This window comes from Mesorhizobium sp. P3_A8 (genome assembly GCF_056402995.1).
Genome location: NZ_JBFUGI010000012.1, coordinates 145,032 through 168,009, shown reverse-complemented (window position 1 = coordinate 168,009; position 22,978 = coordinate 145,032). Strand labels below are relative to the sequence as shown.

Here is a 22,978-nt window from a genome sequence, read left to right as displayed (position 1 = left end):
GAAGGCACACTGAGGTGGGCCAGCCCGATCACATCATTGTCGGCAGCGGCATCAACGCGCTGGTCTGCGCGGCGATGCTTGGCGGCAAGGGCGCTGATGTACTCGTCCTCGAGCGCAACGACCGCATCGGCGGCTGCATGCGCACCGAGGAGATCACCGCGCCCGGCTTTATCCATGACGTGATGGCGACGACCTTCGTGCTGTTCATCACCTCGCCGGCCTTTGCAGCATTGGGCGGCGACCTCGCCCGGCATGGGCTGGAGTTCTGCCATACGGCCAAGCCGACCGGCGTGCTGCGGCCGGACGGCAGCCATGCCGTGCTCAGCACCGACCGCGCCGCCAATGTTGCGGCAATCAATTTGATCGCCGCTGGCGACGGTGACCGGCATGCGGAGGATGTCGGCGGCATCGAGCGCAATGCCGGCCTGCTGTTCGGCCTGCTCGGCGGCAGCCTATGGTCTTATCCCACGGCCAAGCTGCTGACCGGCGATGCCTGGCGGCGTGGTCCGCGCGGCCTTGCCGCCTTTCTCGGCGAAGCGCTGGTGCCGGCGCGCAGCTGGCTGGAAAGCACCTACCAGTCCGAAACCATCCGCGCGCTTTGGGCGCCCTGGGTGCTGCATGCCGGGCTGGGGCCTGAGGATGCATTCTCAGGCCAGATCGCCAAGGTGATCGCCTTCGCGCTGGAAGCCGCCGGCGCGCCGATCGTCAAGGGCGGCGCGAAGAACCTGCTTGCCGCCTTCGAGGCCTTGATCCGGGAACGTGGCGGTGACATCCGCACCGGCGCCGATGTCGCCTCGATCGTCCAGACCGGTGGCCGCGCGACAGGCGTGCGGCTGGCTTCGGGCGAGACAATCACCGCCAACAAGAGCGTCATCTGCTCGGTCACGCCGACTCAGCTTTATGGTCGGTTGCTCGGCGCGGATGCTCCCAAAGCCGATGTCGAGGCGACACAGAAATATCGCTACGGCAAAGGCAATTTCCAGATTCACTATGCGCTGAACAAGCCGCCCGCATGGCGTGGCGAAGGCCTGGACAAGGTCGCGTTGCTGCATCTGACGCCTGGATTGGATGGCGTGTCCAAGGCTTGCAACGAGGCGGCGCGCGGCATGCTGCCGGAAGTGCCGACCATCTGCGTCGGCCAACCGCATGCGCTCGACCCGTCGCGCTGTCCGGAGGGCAAGGCGATCCTGTGGCTGCAACTGCCCGAGGCGCCCCGCCACATCAAGGGCGACGCCGCCGGAACGCTTCAGGCGCCGGCCGACGGACAATGGACCGATGCACTGCGCGAGGCCTATGCCGATCGCGCCGAAGCCATCCTTGCCAGCCATATCGACGGCTTCAAGGATAGCGTGATTGCGCGCCGGGCCTATTCGCCGGCCGATCTCGAAGCGATGAACATCAATCTCGTCGGCGGCGATCCCTATGGCGGCTCGTCGACCATCGACCAGGCCTTCCTGTGGCGGCCGTTCAAGACCAGCCGCAACCACCAGACCGGCATCAAAAACCTCTACCATATCGGCGCCTCGACCCATCCGGGTGCGGGCCTCGGCGGCGGCTCCGGCTTTCTGCTGGCGGGGAGGCTTTGATGGAGCAGAAGGTCGCGGAAAAGCGCCAGCGCATTTCGACCCTGGGTCAGATCGGCCTGCAACAATTCGCGCCCTATCTGATGAACCGCATCATGGGCCGCTACAACGCCACCTTGCGCGACGATTTCCGCAAGCAAGGGCTGACCATTCCGCAGGTGCGCACTCTCGCGGTCCTTTCGGTCGCCGACGGCGTCACCGTCAACGATCTCTCGGTCTACACCGTCATCGAGCAGTCGACCTTGAGCCGCACGCTCGACACGCTGGAGGGGCAAGGGTTCGTGCGGCGCGAGCAAGGTGTCACCGACAGCCGCATTCGCCACGTGTTCCTGACCGACGACGGCCGCGCCGAATTCACCCGCGCCTGGCCGGCGATGCATGACGCCTTCGAGGCGATGTTCGACGATATCGACGACGCCGAATATGCCGCGCTCATCGCCACGCTTTTGAAGATGCTGAAGAACATTCGCAAGCACGACATCTAGACGTACGCGCCGGTCGCATCGGCCGGCAACGGAAGGTTGGAAAAATGGCCGAACGGTCTTTTGCCAAGGAAGTCGAAAAGCTCCGGCTCGGCGCTGGCGAGGAGTTTGCCGGCGAAGGTATCCTCGCCATCACCAAGGCGCTGTTGCAATGCGGCGTCGGCTATGTCGGCGGCTACCAGGGCGCACCGATCAGCCATCTGATGGACGTGCTGGCCGACGCGCAGGATATTCTGGGTGAGCTCGGCGTGCATTTCGAGGCCAGTGCCTCGGAAGCCACCGCCACCGCCATGCTCGCCGCCTCGGTGCATTATCCCATTCGTGGTGCCGCGACCTTCAAGTCGACCGTCGGCACCAATGTCGCCTCAGATGCGCTTGCCAACCTCGCCTCCGGTGGCGTCACCGGCGGCGCGCTGATCATTGTCGGCGAGGATTATGGCGAGGGTTCCTCGATCATGCAGGAGCGCAGCCATGCCTTCGCCATGAAGAGCCAGGTCTGGCTGCTCGACCCGCGCCCGAACCTGCCGTCGATCGTCAAGGCGGTGGAAGATGGTTTCGAACTGTCCGAGATTTCCAACACCCCGGTCATGCTGCAGGTGCGCATCCGCTGCTGCCACGTCCATGGCCACTTCATCGCCAAGGACAACAAGCGCCCGCCGATGACGGTGGGCGATGCGCTCGACGCGCCACGCCGCGACACCGGCCGCATCGTGCTGCCGCCCGCCTCCTTTCTGCACGAGAAGGAAAAGGTGCAGAAGCGCTGGCCGGCTGCGGTGGATTTTATCGCCAAGAACAAGATCAACGAATTCTTCGGTTCGGATCATGGCTCGGTCGGCATCGTCATGCAGGGTGGCATGTACAATGCGGTCATCCGCGCGCTGCAGCGGCTTGGCCTTGCCGACACTTACGGCGAGACGGATGTGCCGCTCTATGTGCTCAACGCCGTCTATCCGCTGATCGACGATGAGTTCCTCACCTTCTGTGAAGGCAAGCAGGCGGTGCTGGTCGTCGAGGAAGGCCAGCCCAATTACATCGAGCAGGCCTTTGCTTCGATGCTGCACAAGGCTGGGCGCGGCACCAGGCTGGTCGGCAAGGAGTATTTGCCGATGGCCGGCGAATACACCGGCCAGGTCATGCTCGACGGCATCGGCACCTTCCTGCGCGCCGAGGCGCCACATCTGCTGCCGGGCGAGGTGCGCGCACCCAACAAGGTCGGCGACGGCGTCGACACCGCGGACCTGATCAATGTCGTGCCCGGTCGCCCGCCGGGCTTCTGCATCGGTTGTCCGGAGCGGCCGATCTTTGCCGCGACGAAGCTGGTCGAACAGGAACTCGGCAAGCATCACATCGCTTCCGACATCGGCTGCCATCTGTTCTCGATCATGCCGCCCTTCGAACTAGGCGCCACCACCATGGGCTACGGGTTGGGGCCGGCTTCCGCCTCGGCCTTCAATTCGCCCGACGCCAAGCGCCGCTCGATCTCCTTCGTCGGCGATGGTGGCTTCTGGCACAACGGCCTGACCTCCTCGATCGGCAATGCGGTGTTCAACAAGAATGACGGCGTCATCGTCATCGTCGACAATTTCTATTCGGCCGCCACGGGCGGACAGGACATCCTGTCATCGCGCGCGGGCAACAAGACCAAGTCGACCAAACATCCGATCACCGAGGCGGTGAAAGGCATGGGCGTCAAATGGCTGCGCCATGTCGACCGCACCTATGACGTGACCAAGATGCAGGACACGCTGCACGAGGCGCTGACGACGGACGAGAAGGGGCCGAAGGTCATCGTCGCCTCGTCCGAATGCATGCTCAACCGTCAGCGCCGCGAAAAGCCTCTGGTCGACAAAGCGATCAAGGGTGGCGAGCGTGTGGTGAAGCCGAAATTCGGCGTCGACGAGGACATCTGCACCGGCGATCATGCCTGCATGCGCCTGTCCGGCTGCCCGTCGCTGTCGGTGAAGTCGCTCGACGATCCGCTGCGCGACGATCCGGTGGCATCGATCGACCAGAGCTGCGTCGGCTGCGGCAATTGCGGCGAGGTGGCGGACGCAGCGGTGCTCTGCCCCTCCTTCTACCGCGCCGATGTGGTGCACAATCCGAGCCGCTGGGACCGCTTCCTTGAATCCGCGCGCCGCGCCACCATCGGCCTGCTGCAGCGCCGCCGCGAAAGCCGGCGCCTGACTTTCGCCGATGCTTGACGCTGTCCCGCCATTCCGCGCCAAGGCCGGCGCCCAGGACGACGAGCGCGTCATCAAGCTCGCCGTGCTGGCCGTTGGCGGCCAGGGCGGTGGCGTGCTGGCCGACTGGATCACCGATGTTGCCGAGCGCAATGGCCATGTCGCGCAGTCGACCTCGGTCGCCGGCGTTGCACAGCGCACCGGCGCCACGATCTATTATATCGAGATGGCCCGCGACACCGGCCGGCTGCCGGTCTTTGCGCTGTCGCCGTCGCAAGGCGACGTTGACATATTGATCGCCGCCGAATTGATGGAAGCTGGCCGCGCCATCATCAGGGGCTTCGTTACACCAGAGCGCACCACGCTGATCGCCTCCTCACACCGCATTGCCGCGGTGTCGGAAAAGATCGAGCCGGGTGATGGCCGGGCCTCGTCGTCAAAGGTGCATGCGACGGCGGAAGCGGCATCCAAGCGCTTCATCGCTTTCGACATGGAAAAGATCGCCGCCGACAATGGTTCGATGATTTCGGCCAGCCTGCTTGGCGCGCTGGCCGGATCCGACGCGCTGCCGTTCACGCGTGAAAGCTACGAGCAGGCGATCGGTGCCGGAGGGCGCGGTGTCAAAGCCAGCCTTGCCGCCTTCGGCGCTGCTTATGACCGCGCGCGTGGCACGGCCGCACCTGCGTCAAAGCCGGCAGAGCCGGCGATTGTCGAATCCGCCCTGGGGACAGGGCGCGTCAGCGGCCCGCAAAACCTGCTGCAAGGCTGGCAGGCGCTCGCCGCCCGCATCGACCTGATGCCCGTGGCTGTCCGCGACATGGCGCTCCGGGGACTGAGAAAGGTCGTCGACTATCAGGACATCGCCTATGGGCGGGAGTATCTCGACCGGCTGGACAAGGCTGTCGCGCTGGATGGCGCCGACCATGCCCATGGGCTGTCCATCGCCGCCGCCAAGCATCTCGCCAATGCCCTATGCTACGACGACATGATCCGTGTCGCGGACCTGAAGACGCGCTCGACACGTGACAAACGCGTGCGCAAGGAGGTCGGCGTCAAGGACGGCTCGATCCTGCAGGTGACGGAATATTTTCATCCGCGGATCGAGGAGTTCTGCGGCACGCTGCCGGCGGGGCTCGGCAGCTATATCGAGAACCGGCCGAAACTCGCCGCCTTCCTCGACCGCCGCATCAACCATGGCCGGCGTATCCGCACCGACAGCTTTGCCGGTTTCGCGGCCCTGTGGTTCATCGGCGGCCTGCGCCGCTGGCGCCGCAGCCTGCTGCGCCACAAGGTCGAGATGACCCATCTCGATCGCTGGTACGCGCTGGCGCTCAGCCATGTGCCCGAGGACTATGCGCTCGCCGTCGAAATCCTCAACTGCCGCCGGCTGATCAAGGGCTACAGCGACACTCATGTCCGCGCCCAGTCGAAATTCGACCGCGTGCTCTCAGCTCTCGACTTGCTCAAGGGCCGCGACGATGCCGCCGACTGGATCCGCCGCCTGCGCGAGGCGGCGCTGAAGGACGAGAAGGGCGACATGCTCGATGGCGCTCTGAAGACCGTGGCGACGCTGGGACCAGCTCCGGCAACCGGCAACTGAGGGCGCTTCCCCTAACAGACCTCCCAGTCGCAGGCTCCGTTTTCGGTTTCGGTGAACGTTGTTCATTTTCTGCTTGAACAATGTTCAAAACCTGATAGAGTGCGATTGTGAACGATGTTCATTTCGGGCAGATCGAAAGCCATGGATGGGCATCAAGCATAGTAAGGAAGTTTAATCAGCTCACTGATATCACTGAGATTGAAACACCGCCTTCAACCCGCAGAGCCTCCGGCGCATCGTCGCAGGTTCCGCAAAATGGAAATCGCCATGAACACGCATCTGATGTTGTCCCGGCGCTTTGCGCCTCTGTTCTGGACGCAGTTCCTGTCCGCCTTCAACGACAATTTCCTCAAGAACACACTGGTGTTCCTGATCCTCTTCACGCTGGCCGCCGACCAGGCGGCTTCGCTGGTCACTTTGGCGGGGGCCGTCTTCATGGCCCCCTTCCTGTTGTTGTCAGCCCTTGGCGGCGAGATCGCCGACCGCTTCGACAAGGCGCTGATCGCCCGCCGGCTGAAATTCGCCGAGATCGCCGCGGCGGCAGTCTCTGTCGCCGGCATCGCGCTGTCGTCGATCCCGGTGCTGATGACGGCGCTGCTGATGTTCGGCGTCATCTCGGCGCTGTTCGGACCGATCAAATACGGCATCTTGCCCGATCACCTCGAGCGCAAGGAACTGCCCAAGGCCAACGCCTGGATCGAGTCGGCGACGTTTGCCGCCATCCTCGGCGGCACCATTGCCGGCGGCGTCGTTTCGGCCGACGGCATCGGCGTCACGGTGTTCGGGCCGATCATGATGGCCTTGGCCATCGGCTGCTGGTTCGTCAGCCGCTACATCCCGTCCACCGGTTCGGCGGCGCCCGACCTTGCCATCGACAAGAACATCTTCCGCTCGACCTGGCGCCAGGTCAGCGAATTGCGCACCGACACGCGCATCTGGCGCGCCGGCCTGATGACCTCCTGGTTCTGGCTGATCGGCGCCATCGTGCTGTCGATCCTGCCGACCTTGATCAAGGATTCGCTCGGCGGCAACGAGATCGCCGTCACCGTCTATCTCGCGGTGTTTGCCGTCTCGATCGCGATTGGCTCCGCCATTGCCGCATGGATGTCGCAGGGGCGCATCGTGCTTCTGCCGGCACCGGTCGGCACGGCGCTGCTGGCGCTGTTCGGCCTGCATCTTGCCTGGACCATCTGGAGCATGCAGCCGTCGCCCAGGGCCGAAACACTTGGCCTGTTTTTCGCCGGGCCAAACACCATCCGCGTCGCCATCGACCTTGCCGGCATGGCCATCGCCAGCGCCTTCCTTGTGGTGCCGACTTTCGCCGCGGTGCAGGCCTGGTCGCCCGAAGCGCGCCGCGCCCGTGTCGTCGCTGCCGTCAGCATCGTCAATGCCGGCTTCATGACCGTCGGCGGCATTCTCGTCGCCGTGATCCAGACGAAAGTCTCGACCGGCGGCATCCTGTTCGGGCTCGCCGTGGCCAACGCCGTTGCTGCCTGGCTGATGCTGAAATTCCTGCCGACCAACGCGTTCCGCGACTTCGTCTCCATTCTGTTCCGCGCCTTCCTGCGCCTGGAGGTCGAGGGCATGGACAACCTCAAGGCGGCCGGCAAGGCGCCGATCCTGGCACTCAACCACGTCAGCTTCCTCGACGGTCCGCTGGCGCTGACGCTGACCGATGAAGAGCCGGTCTTCGCCATCGACTACACCATCGCCCAGGCCTGGTGGATGAAGCCGTTCATGAAGCTTGCCCGCGCTCTGCCGCTCAACCCGGCCAAGCCGATGTCGACCCGCACGCTGATCAAGGTCGTGCAGGGCGGCGATCCTCTGGTCATCTTCCCCGAAGGCCGCATCACCGTCACCGGCGGGCTGATGAAGGTCTATGACGGCGCCGCCATGGTGGCGGACAAGACCGGCTCGATGGTTGTGCCGATCCGCATCGATGGGCTGGAGAAAAGCCCGTTCTCCCGGCTGACGTCGCAGCATGTGCGCCGCCGCCTGTTCCCGAAGGTCAAGGTGACCATTCTGGAGCCGGTCAAGCTCGAAGTGCCGCAGGAACTGAAGGGCCGCCAGCGTCGCGCCGCAGCGGGTGCGGCCCTCTATCAGGTGATGTCGGATCTCGTCTTCCGCACCCAGGACATCGACAAGACGGTGCTGGAAAAGATCATCTTGACGGCGAATGAACGCGGCATGAAACGGCTCGCCGTGCAGGATCCGGTCACCGGCTCACTGAGCTACGGCAAGCTGCTGACGGCGGCCGCCGTACTCGGTGAGAAATTCCAGAACCTTTACGCCGATCAGCAGACGCTCGGCATCATGCTGCCCAACGCCAATGGCTCATGCGCCACGCTGCTTGGCGTGATGTCGGCCGGCAAGGTGCCGGCGATGATCAACTTCACCGCTGGTGCCGCCAACATCCTGTCCGCTTGCAAGGCGGCGCAAGTTCGGACTGTGCTCACGTCTCGCGCGTTCGTCGAGCAGGCAAAGCTCGGCGCGGTGGTCGAGGAAATCGGCCGCTCGGTTGACATCGTCTGGCTCGACGATCTGCGCAAAACGATCGGTCTCAAGGACAAGTTGCTCGGCCTGCTGCGCAAGTCGACGCCGCGTGCGCCGCGCAAGTCAACCGACCCGGCGGTGATCCTGTTCACCTCGGGCTCGGAAGGCACGCCGAAGGGTGTGGTGCTTACTCACCGCAACATCCTGGCCAATGCGGCGCAGGCGGCCTCGCGCATCGACTTCCACTCGGGCGACAAGGTGTTCAACGTCTTGCCGATCTTCCATTCTTTTGGCTTGACGGCCGGCACGGTGCTGCCGCTGATTTCGGGTGTGCCGGTCTATTTCTACCCATCACCGCTGCACTACCGCCTCGTGCCGGAACTGATTTACGCATCCAATGCGACGATCATCTTCGGCACCGATACGTTCCTCAGCGGCTATGCGCGCACCGCGCACCCGTACGACTTCCGCTCGATACGCTATTGCTTTGCCGGCGCTGAACCGGTCAAGCCGTCGACGCGTATGACCTATATGGAGAAGTTCGGCGTGCGCATCCTGGAAGGCTACGGTGTCACCGAGACCGCGCCGGTCATCTCCATCAACACGCCCATGTACAACCGTTCCGGCAGTGTCGGCAAAATCATGCCCGGCATGGAGTATCGCCTCGATCCGGTGCCAGGTGTCGACGAAGGCGGCAGGCTGCATGTCCGCGGGCCCAACGTGATGGCGGGCTATCTGCGCGCCGAGAAGCCGGGCGTGCTCGAAGCGCTGGCGGACGGCTGGCATGACACTGGCGATGTGGTCTCGGTCGATGAGGGCGGCTTCATCACCATTCGCGGCCGCGCCAAGCGTTTCGCCAAGATCGGTGGCGAGATGATTTCGCTCGCCGCCGTCGAGGCGCTGGCGGGAGAATTGTGGAAAGGCTTGTTGTCGGCAGTCGCTTCCGTGCCGGATGAGCGCAAGGGCGAGAAGCTCATTCTCATCACCGAGGCCCCCGGCGCCACACGTGCCGAACTCCTGGCCTTCGCCAAGGCGAACGGCGCCATGGACCTGATGGTGCCCGCCGAAGTGCGCGTCGTCCAGAAAGTGCCGGTGCTCGGCTCCGGTAAGCTCGACTTCGCCGGCGTGACCAGACTGGTGCGGGGAGAAGGTGCGCCCGCCGCCAAGGTCGAGGCCGCTTGATCAAGGCGACATGCTCAACGACGCCGCGCTGAAAATCGCGGCGTCGCCTGCCGAGCGTTTTGCCGCTAACGAATATGTGATCGGACCCCTCACGCGGCTTCAGCCGGCTCAGTGCTATGCTGTTCCCGGGAATGTGAACCATGGAGGACACGATCATGCTCACCAGATACATTCTGCCCATCGCAGTCGCAGCAGGCACGTTGATGCTGTCGAGCATCGGCTCGCAGGCGCTGCCCGTAGCAAAGCCCAGCGCCGCTCCGTTGCAGGCCGAAAGCGTCGGCTGGAGATGCGGCCCTGGCTGGCACATGAACCCGTGGAGGCGTTGCGTGCCCAACCATCGTCGTGTGATAATAATCGGGCCGGGACATTGGCGGCACCATCACCACTGGCACCACCACTTGTGATCACCGAGCGGATCGACGCGGCACCCGCTCCGAAGCGGTGTGGGCGTTTCCGCTAGAGCAATTCCAGGAAAAGTGTGAACGGTTTTCCGCCCGGAATTGCGTCAAAACAAAGAGTTAGAGGTGGCGTCCCCTGTGACGTCATCTCAATTCCTCATACGACGAGATCCCGCATCGGCTTCACCGCCGCGGACTCCGGAAACACCTTGTCGCCGAGCACTGAGGCCGAGAGTCCGAACTGGTCGGCGAGCAGGCCTTTCAGCACCGCCCTGACATCGCTGGTCGGGGCGAGGTCGCGCTGTTGGTAAAGCTGGGACGGCTTCAAGCCGGGCCAGTCGGCGATGACGCGGCCGCCCTTGATCGCGCCGCCGGCGAGCAGCACCACCGTGCCGGTGCCATGATCGGTGCCGACCGTGCCGTTGATCTGCGCCGTGCGCCCAAACTCGGTGATGGTAACGATCGCTGTGTCCTTCCAGCGCTCGCCGAGCCCCTTCTCGAATTCCTCGAAGGCGCCGTCGAGGCCACCGAGCAGCGTGGCGAGCCGGCCCGTCGCGCCACCTTCATTGACATGCGTGTCCCAGCCGTCGAAGGCGAGCGCTGCAACCCGTGGCCCGTCATCGGCCGCGATCAGTTTGGCGGCACCTTGCGCGGCCTGGCGCATGCCGGCGGCGCTGTCGAGGCCGCCCTTCGGCTTCATCGTCTTGCCGCCCATCTGTTCGTCGAGCGCCATGCGGTCGGCGTCGAGGCCTTTTCGCAGGGCCACCGCCAGCACCGGGTCGCGATGCTGGTAGAGATCGAGAACCCGCGCCGCGAGGTCGCCCGCCGGCGCCGGCAGCGATTGCGGCGCCCAGCCGAGCACAGGGGCAGCACCTCGGATCACCAGCGGCGTCGACGGGCCGACGGCCAGCCCGCCAAGCGTCGCCACACGGTCACCCGCCGGCAGGCTCTCCAGCGCCCGGTTGAGCCATCCGGTGGCAACATGGCCCGGACCGGCAAAACCGCTTTCCAGCACATCCTGGCCATCGAAATGCGAGCGTTCGCGATAGCCGGTCGCGGCGGCATGCACCACTGCCGCCTGGTTTGCCTTGAACAGCCGCGCAAAGACCGGCATCGCCGGATTGACCGCGAAGAAACCGTCGAGCGGCAGCGCCGCGTGCGGGCCGGCGAGTGAAAGAGCGATGTCGCCATGCAGGCCGGCATAGTCGGGATCGCCGATCGGACCGACCGCCGACAGGCCGTCGAGCGCGCCGCGCAGGACGATGACGATCAAGCGCGGATCGCGATTGTCGGCGGCGCGGGCGAAACGCGGCAGGTAGGCCCAGGCAAACAGTGCGCCGCCGGTTATCAGCACGGCGCGGCGGGAAGGATGCGGGGTTTCACACAGCAGGCTCATGACTTGGTCTCCATGGGAGTTGTCGGCGCCGGACCTGTCGCTCGCGCTATCGTCTCTGGAATTCCGGCGCCATCAGCAGCAGCGCCAGGCCTTGCTGCTTGGACTCGGCACGGGCGACCGCCTGCCGCGTCTCCGGCGAGGCGGAAGGGCCGATGACAGCGTCGAGCATGTCGTTGGGATTGCCGATATCCTTGACCTGGCGGGCCGCCTGCCAGGCGATGTCGAGGCGGATTTTCATGCCTTCGGCCGAGGCCCAGCTGTCCGCCTCGTCGGAAAAGCCGTTCGGTCCCGGCGGCTGCCAGAGCGGCTCGCCCAGCGCGTTGAGCCAGTTGAGCGATTGGCCGGGATCGTTTGCCGGACCCGGGCCGGCCGCCCGGCGGATGGCGGCGATGTAGTCGAAGGGCGAGCGCATCTTGGCGAGGGGCGTCGACCAGGCCTCCGGCATGTCGATGAGGGTCGCCGCCATTGCCCTGAGATTGCCGTCGCTCTTGGCGAAAACCTTGGCCAGGCGCGCGACCGCCGCGGGCGGCGGCTCGTCCGCTATGAAATGACGGGCGAGTTCGGTGGCGATGTGCTGCGCCGTCGCCGGATGGCTGGCGATGTCGTTGAGTGCGGCCTCGGCCTGGCCCATGCCGCCGGCCGGATAGGTCTTGCCCAGCAGCACCGCATCGCCCGGCTCATGGGCATTGGCGTTGAAGACAGAGCTGCCGGGTTCGCCCAGCCGACCTTCGCGCCCGGCCATCGTCCAGCCGGTCAGGATGCGCGCGAAGCTGGTGACATCGGCCTGGCTATAACCGCTGCCGACGCCCAGCGTGTGCAGTTCCATGATCTCGCGAGCGAGGTTCTCGTTGAGGCCGCGCTGGCGGTTCTTGCCGGCGCGGGAGTCCGGGCCGATCGACTGCTGGTTGTCGAGATAGAACAGCATCGCCGGATGCCGCTCCACCGCGATCAGCATGTCGGCGAAACGGCCGAGCACGAAGGGCCGGATGGCTTCCCGTTCGAAGGCACCGGCGCTCGCGCGCACGATGTTGTCCTTCGCCACTGAAACGCAGAAATGGTTCGACCAGAAATAGACGAGACGTTCGACAAAGCCGGCCTCGGCGCGCAGCGCCTTGTCGAAGCGCGCCTGGGCTTCTGCGCGGAACAGCGTGGCCTCGATTGGCGGCGCGGGCTTTGCCGCGGCTGTGGACTTTGCCGGGGCTGAGGATGGGGGCACGGCTTGGACAGGCGTAATCGGGGCCGGCGTGGCCTTCGCAGGTATATTCTGGGCGGCTGTATTCTGGGCAGGCATGGTTTGGGCGCTCGCCGTCGCCGGCTGCGCTACAGCTGCGGCCATATGCTCGCGGCCGAGCTTGCGCTGGAAATTCGCCGCCATGCTGGCCTGGATGGCCGGCGTGCTGCCCGGCAGGCTGGCATAGGCCGGATCATCGAGTGAGATCAGGGCGATGTCGGGCTGCCGCAGTTCCGCCTTCAGATAGCCGCGCGGGTCGTGGGCCACCCTGTCGCGGTCGCCGGGCCGCGCGCCGAGGCCGAAGCGGTTGAAAGCGACGAGGGCTGGATCTGGCGGGGAATTGGAAGCCGGGATAGCCAAGTCAGCTCTCCATTGCTGGGGCTTCCAACGCGCGGCGCCGGAAGCCCGTTCGAGCCGTTTCGTGCCTGTTCAACCGAGGTCGTGGGGCCGGCGCTGCGGACGGCCCCGGGCGATCCTACCAGCGATGCCAGCGGTGCCAGTGGCGGTGCGGATGCCCGATATAGAAGGCCGGGCCATGCCAATAATGGTAACCGGGGTAGACCACCACGCGGTTGGGGACGCAGCGGCCCCAGGGATTGGGATGCCAGCCAGGGCCGCAACCCCAGGCGACGTGCTCGACCAGCGCTGGGGCGGCAAGCGGCGCCAGCGGCATCGCCGAGGATGCCGCAACCGTCGCCGCCGTTCCGGTCACCGCGAGAGCGGCGGTGATCGCGTATTTTGTCAGATAGTTCATGACCATGCTCCGAAGTTGTCCGAGGTTGAAAACCTGTCGGCACCAGATGGTCCGGCAGGTCTGCCCTTCATCTCGTTAAACGGGCGCCGTCGGCATTTTCCGTCGGTCGTCACGGCGATTTTTTTGGAGTGGCGGATGGCTGTGTCCCGCTGCGTCTTGCGAGGCCCTCCGCCAGCACGCCGCGATCCTCGGCGGAACCCGCCGCCGCGAACTCGATAATGCGCTGCTCCAGCCGCGTGCGCACGGTGACGTCGGCATTGCGGGCCCGCTCGAGCGCCGCCGACAGGGCCGCCGTGTCGAGGACAGGCTGCCGCAGCAGATCCGCCGCCTCGCGCCTGGCCTGCTGGCCGTCGAGGATGATGTCGTGCGACTCGCGACGGACTTCGCGCAGCGCCTTGCGGAACAGTGTGCGTTGCTGGTCGGGAAGCCGGCCGCCGGCTGCTTCCAGCGAGGTGCCCTGGGCCGATTTGCCGCTTCTTATCCAGACCGCCCCGCCGGCAAGCGCGCCGGCCAGGAAGACGTTCAGCACCACCGAAGCGATAAGAAGATTGCGCCCTGTGCTCATAGGTCTTCCTCGATCGTTTCGGGTCCGGCATCGCCGAACGCCGTCGCATTGGCATCGAGCACATAGTGGTCGGGCTGAACCTCGGGCGTGACGACGGTCACAAGGGCCAGTCCGGCGATGGCGCCGGCCAGCCCAATGCCGGCCAGCCCCAACCCCAGCCACCAGAACCGCTGGCGCCGGCGCCGGACGATGTACCGGTCGGCGCTCCGCAGGATCGTGTCATGCAGCGCCCTGCCGGGGTGGGGGACGCTGTAGCTGTCAAGCAGGGCGTCAAGCGTGTCGGCCTTTCGCGAAATGGCTTGGCCCGCCTCGCTTGAAGCAAAGGCGGCGGCGGCTTCGCGCTCCGCTTGCGGCCAGCGCCGCAAATCGCCGCCATAGGCCTCGGCGAGCGCCGCGAAGCGTCGAGCGTCCATTGCCGGGTCGTCCTCGATGTCTTCAGCCATCTATCTTCCCCTTGCCCTTTGGTGCCGCGTGCCCACGCGGGTTGGAAATGAGCCGCCGGACACCCGCAAGGCGCGGTGAATGTGCGCCATTCATGGTCGCGCCTTTCTCAGTCATGGATGCCATCCCTGGCCAGGATCATCTGCAAGGCTCGCCGGCCGCGCGAGAGCAGGCTCTCCAACGCATCGACGCTGATCTCCAGGGTCGCGGCCGCCTCTATGTTGGACATCTCCTGATAATAGACCAGGATGATCGCCTCGCGCTGGCGTGGCGCGATTGCCTGCAACGCCTGCTCGATCCGATGCGGCTCTTCGCTTGCATCGGGAAGCGGAGCAGGGTCCACCATGTCCGGCACATCGTCGGTCACCACCTCGCGGCGCCGGCGCAGCCGGTCGTAGCAAAGGTTGAGCGTCACCCGGTGGATCCAGCTGTCGAAGCGCGCGTTGCCGCGCCGCCAGCTCGAGGCATGGCGCCAGATGCGCAGGAAGGTTTCCTGTGCGACGTCCTCGGCCTCCGCCGCGTCGCCCAGCATGCGTACGGCAAGCGAAAGGATGCGCGGCAATTTGCGCGCGACGAGCGTCTGCACCGCCGCGGGATCGCCGGCGCCGACCCGACGAACCAGCTCCTCGTCCGGATCGGCGCTCATCGGCTGGCGCACTCCCGATATTCATCACGCGTCATGGCCTCTTGGTCATTGCTCCGGCTTGGCAGCGGATTTGTGGCCTGGCATCTCGTCCGCCGTCAGAACGCCGTCGCCGTTCTTGTCCAGCCTGGCAAAGCGCTTGGCGAAGAACGCATCGAGCTCGGCGCGATCGATGAAGCCGTCATGATTGGAATCGATGCGCGCGAAGGATTTGGCGGCGTCGCCCATGGCGTTGCGCTTGGCCTGAAAAGCTTCCCACTCCAGCAGGCTGATCTTGCCATCACCATCCGTGTCGGCGGCCATGATCGCCTTCTCCCGCCGCTTCTGGAACTTGGCCAGCGTGATGTCGGACTTGGCCTTAGGCGCAGCAGGGGCGGCGGCGGCCGGCGGCGTGGCAGCAGGAGGCGTGGCGGCCGGGGGCTGCGTCGCCGTCTGGGCGAGAGCCGAAACGGTCAGCAGGCTCAAGGCAGCGGCAAGGATCGAACGGCGTATCATGCTCAGGCGTCTCCGGTTGGCGCATCGGCCACGGCCCATGCCGTAGTCACGCCTCAACCGTTAAACGCCGCGACAGGGGAAATCCGTCGGTCGCCTGTGCCAATCATTCGATTCGGCGACGCCGCCTCATCGGCGTCATCCGAATTCACGCCGGCCGGCCACCTCCCCTGGCGAACGGGCAGGAGCTACGCCGATGGGTCGGCGGCCACCAACTGGTCCGGTTTGAAGCCCGCATGTTGCGGGATCCAGACATCGCCCTCACGGTTGAACCAGTGACAGAGATACATGCCGGAAGCAGCGCCGTCGCTGACCGTCATCTTCGGCCCTCCGGACTTCAGCTTGACGACGTCTCCGGTCTTGAAAGTGTTGGGCATTTTGGACCTCCCATGCTGAGGCCCACGAGTTTCCCACCAAACCCGAGTCGCGACAATGGCGGATATGGGTCGCTGGCAGAGCGATCCATCATGCCAGCTATCAATCCGCAATCTTGCCCAACGTGTCGGCGACGACGGCACCGCGCTTGCCCATCGGGCGCGCTGGGCCCGTGGTGGAGTCGATGGCGGTCTGATGCTCCATCTCCGCATTGATGGCGGCGCCAGCTATGAGGATGATGACCGAAATCCATGTCCACATCATCAAGCCGACAACCGCGCCCAGCGAGCCGTATGTGGCGTTGTAATTGGCAAAATGCTGCAGGTAGAACGAGAACAGCCAGGACGCCGCGATCCACGCCACCGTCGCAATCAAGGCGCCCCAGCTCAACCAACGCCATTTCGCATGTTCGCGGCTAGGCCCGAAGCGATAGAGCAGGGAAATGCCGGTCAGCATGGCGCCGATCAGGATCGGCCACCGAGACACCGCGACGAGCGTTTCCGTCCAGGCATCAAGGTAGAAAAAGCGCAACAGTGCCGGAACCACGCCCACCGTCAGCAACAGCACGATGCCAATCAGCAGCGCTCCGACCGTAAACAGGATCGACATCGCGTTGAGCATGAGGAAGCTGCGTTTCTCGCGCTCTTCATAGGCGATGTTCATCGCGTCGAAGAGGGCCTTCATCCCGCTGTTGGAACTCCACAGCGCAATGCCAAGGCCGATGAAGAAACCGGTGCCGAGAGCGCCGGGTTTCTGACTGGCCAGTGCTTGCAACTGGCCGCGAATGAGGTCCAACCCACCCGATGGCAGCAATCCGCCGAGATAGGCGACATGGTCGGCAACTGTAACCGGGTCGGCGACAAAGCCGTAAATTGAAATGAACGCGGCGAGCGCCGGAAACAGTGCCAGCAACAGATAGAAGGTGGCGCCGGCCGCGACGAGCAGAACCCGGTCCTTGTTGAACTCTTCCCACAGCCGCCAAAAAATATCCTTCCAGCCGAGAGCAGGTATCTGTGATGGCCAAGCCGCGTCGCGCCCCCGATCACCCCGCTCCGCCCTCAGGGTCGCCTTACTATCCTGCGTCGTCGATGCAGCGCGACTGGCCGCTTCTTCATCGATCAACGAGACTTGTTTGCCTGCGGGCTGCGGGCTCTGCTTCGCTTTCGAGGCCACGCGGCGCTCCTTACTCAGCGCCGCGTTCGATCAGGATGGCTGCGGCGGCGGCCAGAGCGGCAAAGGCCTCCCTGGCCACCTCCTGTGCGGCGGCGATTTTGATTCCATCACTCAGACGCACTTTGACTGGGGTGCTGAATGCCTCGTCCTTCATGGCCCGCCTCCTTCGCTCGGATCGATGTCCGACGCGTGGTCAGTAACGCGGCGGAAGGACGACCTGTTCCCACGATGCGGCGTTGAAAACCTCGAGATCGAGGGCTCGACCCGACAGACAGCGATTTTCTCGTCAGCTCAATGCATCTTTTGGCGGCCCGTGGGCGTTGCAAGCAGGTCCATTGTTGAGGTGTGTCCCATGAAGGCGTTGACCAAGCATGAGCTGAAAACCGAGGCGGACCTTTCCGAAGACGCCGACCTCATCGTCAACCGAGCCGGCCACTTTGTGGAGGATTGGATCGAGGAGCACGTCGTCGAACAACCGACCCAGGTCCCCGCCGGGGCCGACGTGGCGCAGGAACTGGCTAGCCAGTGCATCGCCGATGCGAAGGATGAAGGCATCGCCGCCGAAGACATTCAAGATGAGGTCGGCGACCTCAGGGAATACATTGCCGAGGCTATCGCCGAGGAGAGTGGATCACTGGGTTCGGCCGATATCAAAAAGGGCAGCACCGCGTGAGCAAGGGAGCAATTCCCCAACCGGCAACATCGCCATAGCATCGCAGTCCAAGGCGCGTACCGATATGGCGCTCGGAGGGCGCAAAGCCTAATGCCAGAGACGGTCGAGCATGTGGAAAATATGGTGCCGCTTAGGTGACTCGAACACCTGACCCCCGCATTACGAATGCGGTGCTCTACCAACTGAGCTAAAGCGGCCCGGGAGGCCGAGGCCTCCAAGATGGGCTGGGTGATAGACTCAACCGGCCGCGAATTCAAGATGCGACTTGCCAAATCATGCACGAGCGCCCGCGACCACCGAAACCAGGGGTTCGCACCGCCTTGGTGCAAGAATCGCCGGCACATGCCGATTTTGTTTGCCGGAACATCGCCAAGATGGACTTTGGACTGCCCGTCGAGGCAGAATGCGGCGCCCGCCCGTTGATTGATTGGTCGCCTACGGCTAACCATCACGGAAGTTTGGGCAATTTGCAGAGGGAACCCGCTTGGACGCGATCGAAAAAGCGATCCGGAACGCCTTGGAAAAGGGCAATGCCGAGGACCGCGCGTTCCGCGAGAGGGTCTATCGGTCGGCCTTTGCCGCGCTTGATCGTGCGCTCCAGGCCAATCCCGGCGTGACCGTAGAAGTCGCCATCAAGCGCCGCAAGGCGATCCAGGCGACGATCACCGAAATCGAATCCGAGTTCCTGCCGGCGGTGCCGGATGTTGGCCTGGAGGTCGACGCCCCGGCGGGCGAGCCCGCAGCTACTGCGGCGCCCGCCATCGAGATCGGCGACAAAACGCCATCGTCCGCCGTCGCCGTCGACGGGGCCACGCCGCCCGCATCCGATGCGCCGCGCTCGCGCGTGCTGCCGGTCGTTCCCGACATCATGCCGGACGCGACGCTCCCTGGTGCGCCGGCCATCGACATGTCGGTTCCCGCCGCTTCGGGTGCCGCGACGGAAGTGGCGCCCGATCGCGACGAGCGGCGCATTCGCGGACGCCGCCTGCCGCTGACCGCCATTTTCTTCACCGTGACCCTGCTTGCGGCGATCGGCATCGGCGTGTTCTTCGCCATCCAGACCGGCGTGTTCAAGACGGCGGCGCAGCTCGATACGGCGCCGCCGGTGGCGCCGCCAACCGTCGAGGACGATGATTTCACCCCGGCCGATGGCGCCAACGCGCCGGCCAAGCCCGGTGCCGCGGACCAGTCGCGCAACTGGATCAATGTGTTCTCGCCGACCGATCCGACGCATGTCGCCGCTCCGTCGGACGCCAAGGCCGAGGTGATGAAGGACGACAGCGGTCCGTTCCTGCGCATCCAGTCCGGTGCCTCCGGTTCGGCGGTTGCTTTCGATGTCGGGCAGGGCGTGCTGGAGAAGATCGCCGGCAAGCACGCCGTGTTCGACATCATCGCCCGCGCCGAGGACGGCAAGGACACGCAGATCTCCGTCGACTGCAATTTCGGCGAGCTCGGCGATTGCGGCCGCAAGCGCTACGCGGTCGGCCAGCAGCGCAACGAATATCTGTTCGACGTGCAATTCCCCGACAAGCATCCGGGCTCGGCCGGAACCATCGCCGTCAATTCCGATTTCGACAAGCAGGGCAAGGCGGTCAACATCTACGAGATCCGAGTCTCGATCGAGCCGTAAGGACGTCTGCCGCGACCGCCTAACGGTCGAGCAATGCCTGCAGCGTCTCGATACGGTCGGCCTCGTTGGCCGGTTTGTCCCAGCGTAGCCGTGAAATGCGGGGGAAGCGCATGGCGACGCCGGATTTGTGCCGGGTCGAGCGGTTGAGCCCCTCGAAGGCGACTTCCAAGACCAGGCCATTGTCACGGTCCGCCCGCACCGAACGCACCGGCCCGAAACGCTCGACGGTGTTGTCGCGGACGTATTTGTCGATCTGCTTCAACTCCTCGTCGGTGAAGCCGAAATAGGCCTTGCCGACCGGCACCAGTTCCTCCTCGCCCTCAGCTCCGGACCAGACGCCGAACGTGTAGTCGGAGTAAAAACTCGAGCGCTTGCCATGGCCGCGCTGGGCATACATCAGCACCGCGTCCACCGTGTGCGGATCGCGCTTCCACTTGAACCATGGGCCTTTCGGCCGGCCGGCGACATAGGGCGAATCCCAGCGCTTCAGCATCACGCCTTCGATGATCGGGTGCGGCGGTGCCCGGCGCAGCTGCTCAAGCGCCTGCCAGTCAGTGAAGGTGACGAAGGGCGACAGGTCGAAACGGCTCGGGTCGAGCGTTTTCACGAAGGCTTCGAGACGACCGCGCCGCTCGCGGAAAGACAGTCCGCGCAAATCCTCATCACCGATCTGCAGCAGGTCGTAGCAGCGCATGAAGGCAGGATACTGCTGTTGCATCTTCGGCGTCACCGTTTTGCGGTTCAGCCGCTGCTGCAGGTCCGAGAAGGTTCCCGTCGCCTCTCTGGGGTCGCCGACAAGCAACTCGCCGTCGAGTGTCGCGGAAAAGTGCATGGCGTCGGCAAGGTCGGGAAAGGCGCCGGAGACATCGTCGCCGGTGCGCGAGTAAAGCCGGCGGATGCCGCCTTCCGCTACCGCCTGGACGCGGATACCGTCCCATTTCCACTCGGCCGCATAGTCCGCCGGATCGAGCTTTTCGAGATCGCCATCGCCAACCGGGTTCGACAACATTACCGGGCGGAACAGCGCCAGCGCCGTGTTGCGCGGCTGCTCAGCCTTGCCTTCCAGCCACGCGAACAGGGCCGTATAGGGTGGCGACAGCCCGTGCCAAAGCTCCTCGATCTCGGCGACGTCGACCTTGCCGAAATCCGCCAACGCCTGTTTGGCCAGCCGCGCCGACACACCGATGCGCAGGCCGCCGGTGACCAGCTTGATGATGGCAAAGCGTGCCGAGATGCCGGCGCTGTCGAGCAGCCCCGCCAGCACCTTCGGCCCGTCGGAACGGCTTGCCGCCTGCAGTCTTGCCACGACTTCGCCAAGTGTCGGCTCTCGGTTGGGGATCTTGCCGGGCGTTTGCGGCCAGACCAGCGACACCGTTTCGGCGAGATCGCCGACATAGTCGTAGGAATAGCCGAACAGCACCGGGTCCATACGTTCGGTGACCAGCGTGCGCAGCATCGCCGGCTTGACCGCGGCGATATTGAGATCGCCGGTGATGGCGGCCAGCGCCAGACCGCGGTCCGGATCCTCCACGGTGCGGAAATAGTCGACCAGCAGCGTCAGCTTGCCGTTGCGCGACGGCGTCAGCACCAGGCGGTCGAGGAGTTCGGCGAAGCGGTTCATGCCCTCAATCGCCCTCATCCTCATAGCCTACCAGATGCAGTGGCTTTGCGGCGATGCCTTCCAGCTCGCACCAGCGCACCAGCGCTTCCTCACGGCCGTGGGTCACCCAGATCTCTTCGGCGCCAGTCTCCTTGATGGTGGCGATCAGTTCGTCCCAGTCAGCATGGTCCGAGATGATCAGCGGCAGCTCGACGCCGCCTTGCTTGGCGCGCTGGCGGATGCGCATCCAGCCCGACGCGAAGCACGAGATCGGGTCTGGGAAGCGCCGCGCCCAGCGGTCGGCGAAGGCCGATGGCGGGCCGACGACGATGGCGCCGGCAAAGTCCCCCTTACCGCCTTCCACTGTCGCCGGTTCGAGTGTCCCCAGATCGATGCCTTGGCTCTGATAGTACTCGCTGAGCCTGGCCAGAGCGCCATGGATGTAGAGCGGCTTGTCGTAGCCGGCATCGCGCAACAGCCGCATCACCCGCTGCGCCTTCCCCAGCGCATAGGCGCCGACCAGATGCGAGCGTTCAGGAAACTGCGCCGCCGATTTCAGCAGGCGGGCGATCTCTTCCGTGTCGGGTGGATGGCGAAACACCGGCAGGCCGAAGGTCGCCTCGGTAATGAACACGTCGCAGCGGATCGGCTCGAACGGCGCGCAGGTCGCATCCTTCCGCCTCTTGTAGTCGCCGGAGGCGACGATGCGCATGCCCTGATGCTCGACCGATATCTGCGCCGAGCCCAGCACATGGCCGGCTGGATGGAAGCTGACGCTGACGCCATTGAGGCCGATCGTCTCGCCGAGCCGTGCCGCTTGGGTCGTTCCGGCAAAATCCTCGCCATAGCGCAGGCCCATAATGTCGAGCGTCTGCTGCGTCGCCAGCACCGAGCGGTGGCCGGACCGCGCATGGTCGGAATGGCCGTGCGTGATCAGCGCGCGATCCACCGGCCGCACCGGGTCGATGAAGAAGTCGCCCGGCGGGCAGTAAAGGCCCTCGGGCCGGGGATGAAGCAGGTCGCTGGCGCGCATGATCCCCAAGATAGGATATAATTCCGCCACGGGAAGTCTGTTGCCACGGACTGCTGACTCCAGCATACAGCATACAGCACCATCGGCCTCATGCGCCGATAGGACCCATGACATGAAACCGCTTCAGGCCTCGTCCGGCGACTTGAACGCCGATCGCCGCGCCGACTATGCCGAGATGCTTCATGCGGATGGCGATCACGCCGCTGCGGCGGAATTGCTGCTCGGGGCACTCGAATTGACACCGCAATGGGCGATGGGCTGGTTTCGTCTCGGCGAAATGCAGCAGGCGGCGGGTGCATCGGATCTGGCCGCGCAGGCATGGACGGTGTCGCTGCAACTCGATCCGTCTGATCGTCAGGGTGCTGCGCTGAACCTGCAATTGATCGGCAAGGCGCCGGCGTCCGACGCGCTCCCCAGCGCTTTCGTCGAGACGCTGTTCGACCACTACGCCGGGAGCTTCGATGAATCACTGGTCGACAGGCTGGGTTACCGGCTGCCTGAGTTGCTGGATCAGGCCATTCGAACGGCCAAGCCGGGTCGCTTCCCGCTGGCGCTCGATCTCGGCTGCGGCACCGGCCTGATGGGGCAGAGGCTGCGGCCGATTGCCGACCGGCTGGAGGGCTATGACATTTCGACTGGAATGCTGAAGCAGGCTCGGGCCAAGGGCGTCTACGATTTCCTGGGCAAGGCCGATCTGCGGGATTTTTCCTATGCCGGCCCGAAAGCCGAGTTGGTGACAGTGGCCGACGTTTTCATCTATGTCGGCGCGCTCGACGGCATGCTGAAGACAATCGCCGGCTTGCTGGCCGGGGATGGCCTGTTCGCCTTTTCCGTCGAGAAGTTGAGCGGCAGTGGCGATTTCGTCTTGCTGCCATCGCGCCGCTACGCGCACTCTGAAACCTATGTGCGTGAAATCCTGGCCGCCGGCGGATTTTCGATCCTGTCCCTGGAAGCAACCGTGATCCGGCAGGATCGTCGGGAACCGGTCGAGGGGTTGGTCGTTGTGGCCGGGAAAATCCACGCAGCCTGAAGCGTTCGCAATCGGGCCAATGCG

21 protein-coding genes and 1 tRNA gene are annotated in these 22,978 nt (G+C 64.9%); 9 read left to right on the top strand and 13 right to left on the bottom strand.

Annotated elements, in window-relative coordinates; translation table 11 throughout:
- Positions 1–14 precede the first annotated feature (14 nt).
- The 6 genes from AC1DX4_RS26330 (at position 15) to AC1DX4_RS26305 (ending at position 9,924) form a co-directional block, all read left to right on the top strand.
- Complete coding sequence (locus tag AC1DX4_RS26330; RefSeq protein WP_477223085.1) at positions 15–1,586, top strand: phytoene desaturase family protein; 1,572 nt, start codon at positions 15–17, stop codon at positions 1,584–1,586.
- On the top strand, positions 1,586–2,068 hold the full coding sequence (locus tag AC1DX4_RS26325; RefSeq protein WP_027043603.1) for a MarR family winged helix-turn-helix transcriptional regulator: 483 nt from the start codon (positions 1,586–1,588) through the stop codon (positions 2,066–2,068). The genes AC1DX4_RS26330 and AC1DX4_RS26325 overlap by 1 nt, the downstream gene beginning before the upstream one ends.
- 44 nt (positions 2,069–2,112) lie before the next feature.
- Complete coding sequence (locus tag AC1DX4_RS26320) at positions 2,113–4,266, top strand: thiamine pyrophosphate-dependent enzyme (protein WP_477223084.1); 2,154 nt, start codon at positions 2,113–2,115, stop codon at positions 4,264–4,266.
- Entirely contained in the window at positions 4,259–5,845 is a 1,587-nt protein-coding gene (locus AC1DX4_RS26315; protein ID WP_477223083.1) for an indolepyruvate oxidoreductase subunit beta family protein, read from the top strand. The genes AC1DX4_RS26320 and AC1DX4_RS26315 overlap by 8 nt, the downstream gene beginning before the upstream one ends.
- Positions 5,846–6,112: 267 nt before the next feature.
- Positions 6,113–9,520 (top strand): acyl-[ACP]--phospholipid O-acyltransferase, encoded by a 3,408-nt coding sequence (locus AC1DX4_RS26310; protein WP_477223082.1) that lies wholly within the window; start codon positions 6,113–6,115, stop codon positions 9,518–9,520.
- Positions 9,521–9,675: 155 nt separating this feature from the next.
- Positions 9,676–9,924: a GCG_CRPN prefix-to-repeats domain-containing protein gene (locus tag AC1DX4_RS26305; RefSeq protein ID WP_477223174.1), complete on the top strand. Its 249-nt coding sequence runs from the start codon at positions 9,676–9,678 to the stop codon at positions 9,922–9,924.
- A gap of 151 nt (positions 9,925–10,075) precedes the next feature.
- Here AC1DX4_RS26305 and AC1DX4_RS26300 read toward each other — a convergent pair whose 3' ends face one another.
- The 10 genes from AC1DX4_RS26300 to AC1DX4_RS26255 form a co-directional block, all read right to left on the bottom strand.
- A complete protein-coding gene (locus AC1DX4_RS26300; protein WP_477223081.1) occupies positions 10,076–11,314 on the bottom strand; it encodes a DUF1501 domain-containing protein in 1,239 nt (412 codons plus the stop codon).
- A gap of 46 nt (positions 11,315–11,360) precedes the next feature.
- A complete protein-coding gene (locus tag AC1DX4_RS26295; protein WP_477223080.1) occupies positions 11,361–12,905 on the bottom strand; it encodes a DUF1800 domain-containing protein in 1,545 nt (514 codons plus the stop codon).
- A 115-nt stretch (positions 12,906–13,020) separates the two neighbouring features.
- A complete protein-coding gene (locus AC1DX4_RS26290) occupies positions 13,021–13,299 on the bottom strand; it encodes a GCG_CRPN prefix-to-repeats domain-containing protein (protein WP_477223079.1) in 279 nt (92 codons plus the stop codon).
- A gap of 109 nt (positions 13,300–13,408) precedes the next feature.
- Positions 13,409–13,864 carry a periplasmic heavy metal sensor gene (locus AC1DX4_RS26285; RefSeq protein ID WP_477223078.1) on the bottom strand — a complete coding sequence of 152 codons (456 nt, stop codon included), beginning with the start codon at positions 13,862–13,864 and terminating at the stop codon, positions 13,409–13,411.
- Positions 13,861–14,307, bottom strand: coding sequence for a hypothetical protein (locus AC1DX4_RS26280; protein WP_477223077.1), 447 nt, complete (start codon positions 14,305–14,307; stop codon positions 13,861–13,863). Before AC1DX4_RS26280 ends, AC1DX4_RS26285 begins: the two co-directional genes overlap by 4 nt.
- A 107-nt stretch (positions 14,308–14,414) precedes the next feature.
- A complete protein-coding gene (locus AC1DX4_RS26275) occupies positions 14,415–14,951 on the bottom strand; it encodes an RNA polymerase sigma factor (protein ID WP_477223076.1) in 537 nt (178 codons plus the stop codon).
- 45 nt (positions 14,952–14,996) lie between these two features.
- A complete protein-coding gene (locus tag AC1DX4_RS26270; RefSeq protein WP_477223075.1) occupies positions 14,997–15,443 on the bottom strand; it encodes an EF-hand domain-containing protein in 447 nt (148 codons plus the stop codon).
- Between the two features lie 185 nt (positions 15,444–15,628).
- Positions 15,629–15,817, bottom strand: a complete 189-nt coding sequence (locus tag AC1DX4_RS26265; protein WP_019863018.1) for a YodC family protein — start codon at positions 15,815–15,817, stop codon at positions 15,629–15,631.
- Positions 15,818–15,917: 100 nt separating this feature from the next.
- On the bottom strand, positions 15,918–16,988 hold the full coding sequence (locus AC1DX4_RS26260) for a YihY/virulence factor BrkB family protein (protein WP_477223074.1): 1,071 nt from the start codon (positions 16,986–16,988) through the stop codon (positions 15,918–15,920).
- 10 nt (positions 16,989–16,998) lie between these two features.
- On the bottom strand, positions 16,999–17,142 hold the full coding sequence (locus tag AC1DX4_RS26255; RefSeq protein WP_477223073.1) for a hypothetical protein: 144 nt from the start codon (positions 17,140–17,142) through the stop codon (positions 16,999–17,001).
- 198 nt (positions 17,143–17,340) lie between these two features.
- Between AC1DX4_RS26255 and AC1DX4_RS26250 the strand changes: the two genes are divergently transcribed.
- On the top strand, positions 17,341–17,661 hold the full coding sequence (locus tag AC1DX4_RS26250; RefSeq protein ID WP_477223072.1) for a hypothetical protein: 321 nt from the start codon (positions 17,341–17,343) through the stop codon (positions 17,659–17,661).
- A gap of 121 nt (positions 17,662–17,782) precedes the next feature.
- Here AC1DX4_RS26250 and AC1DX4_RS26245 read toward each other — a convergent pair.
- Positions 17,783–17,858: transfer RNA gene (locus AC1DX4_RS26245), tRNA-Thr, on the bottom strand.
- A gap of 287 nt (positions 17,859–18,145) precedes the next feature.
- Here AC1DX4_RS26245 and AC1DX4_RS26240 point away from each other — a divergent pair.
- Entirely contained in the window at positions 18,146–19,291 is a 1,146-nt protein-coding gene (locus AC1DX4_RS26240; protein WP_477223071.1) for a hypothetical protein, read from the top strand.
- Positions 19,292–19,310: 19 nt separating this feature from the next.
- Here AC1DX4_RS26240 and AC1DX4_RS26235 read toward each other — a convergent pair whose 3' ends face one another.
- A complete protein-coding gene (locus tag AC1DX4_RS26235; RefSeq protein WP_477223173.1) occupies positions 19,311–20,912 on the bottom strand; it encodes a cisplatin damage response ATP-dependent DNA ligase in 1,602 nt (533 codons plus the stop codon).
- A 4-nt stretch (positions 20,913–20,916) separates the two neighbouring features.
- Positions 20,917–21,924: a ligase-associated DNA damage response exonuclease gene (locus tag AC1DX4_RS26230; protein WP_477223070.1), complete on the bottom strand. Its 1,008-nt coding sequence runs from the start codon at positions 21,922–21,924 to the stop codon at positions 20,917–20,919.
- A 112-nt stretch (positions 21,925–22,036) separates the two neighbouring features.
- Here AC1DX4_RS26230 and AC1DX4_RS26225 point away from each other — a divergent pair, with 112 nt between their 5' ends.
- On the top strand, positions 22,037–22,954 hold the full coding sequence (locus AC1DX4_RS26225; protein ID WP_477223069.1) for a class I SAM-dependent DNA methyltransferase: 918 nt from the start codon (positions 22,037–22,039) through the stop codon (positions 22,952–22,954).
- Positions 22,955–22,978 lie beyond the last annotated feature (24 nt).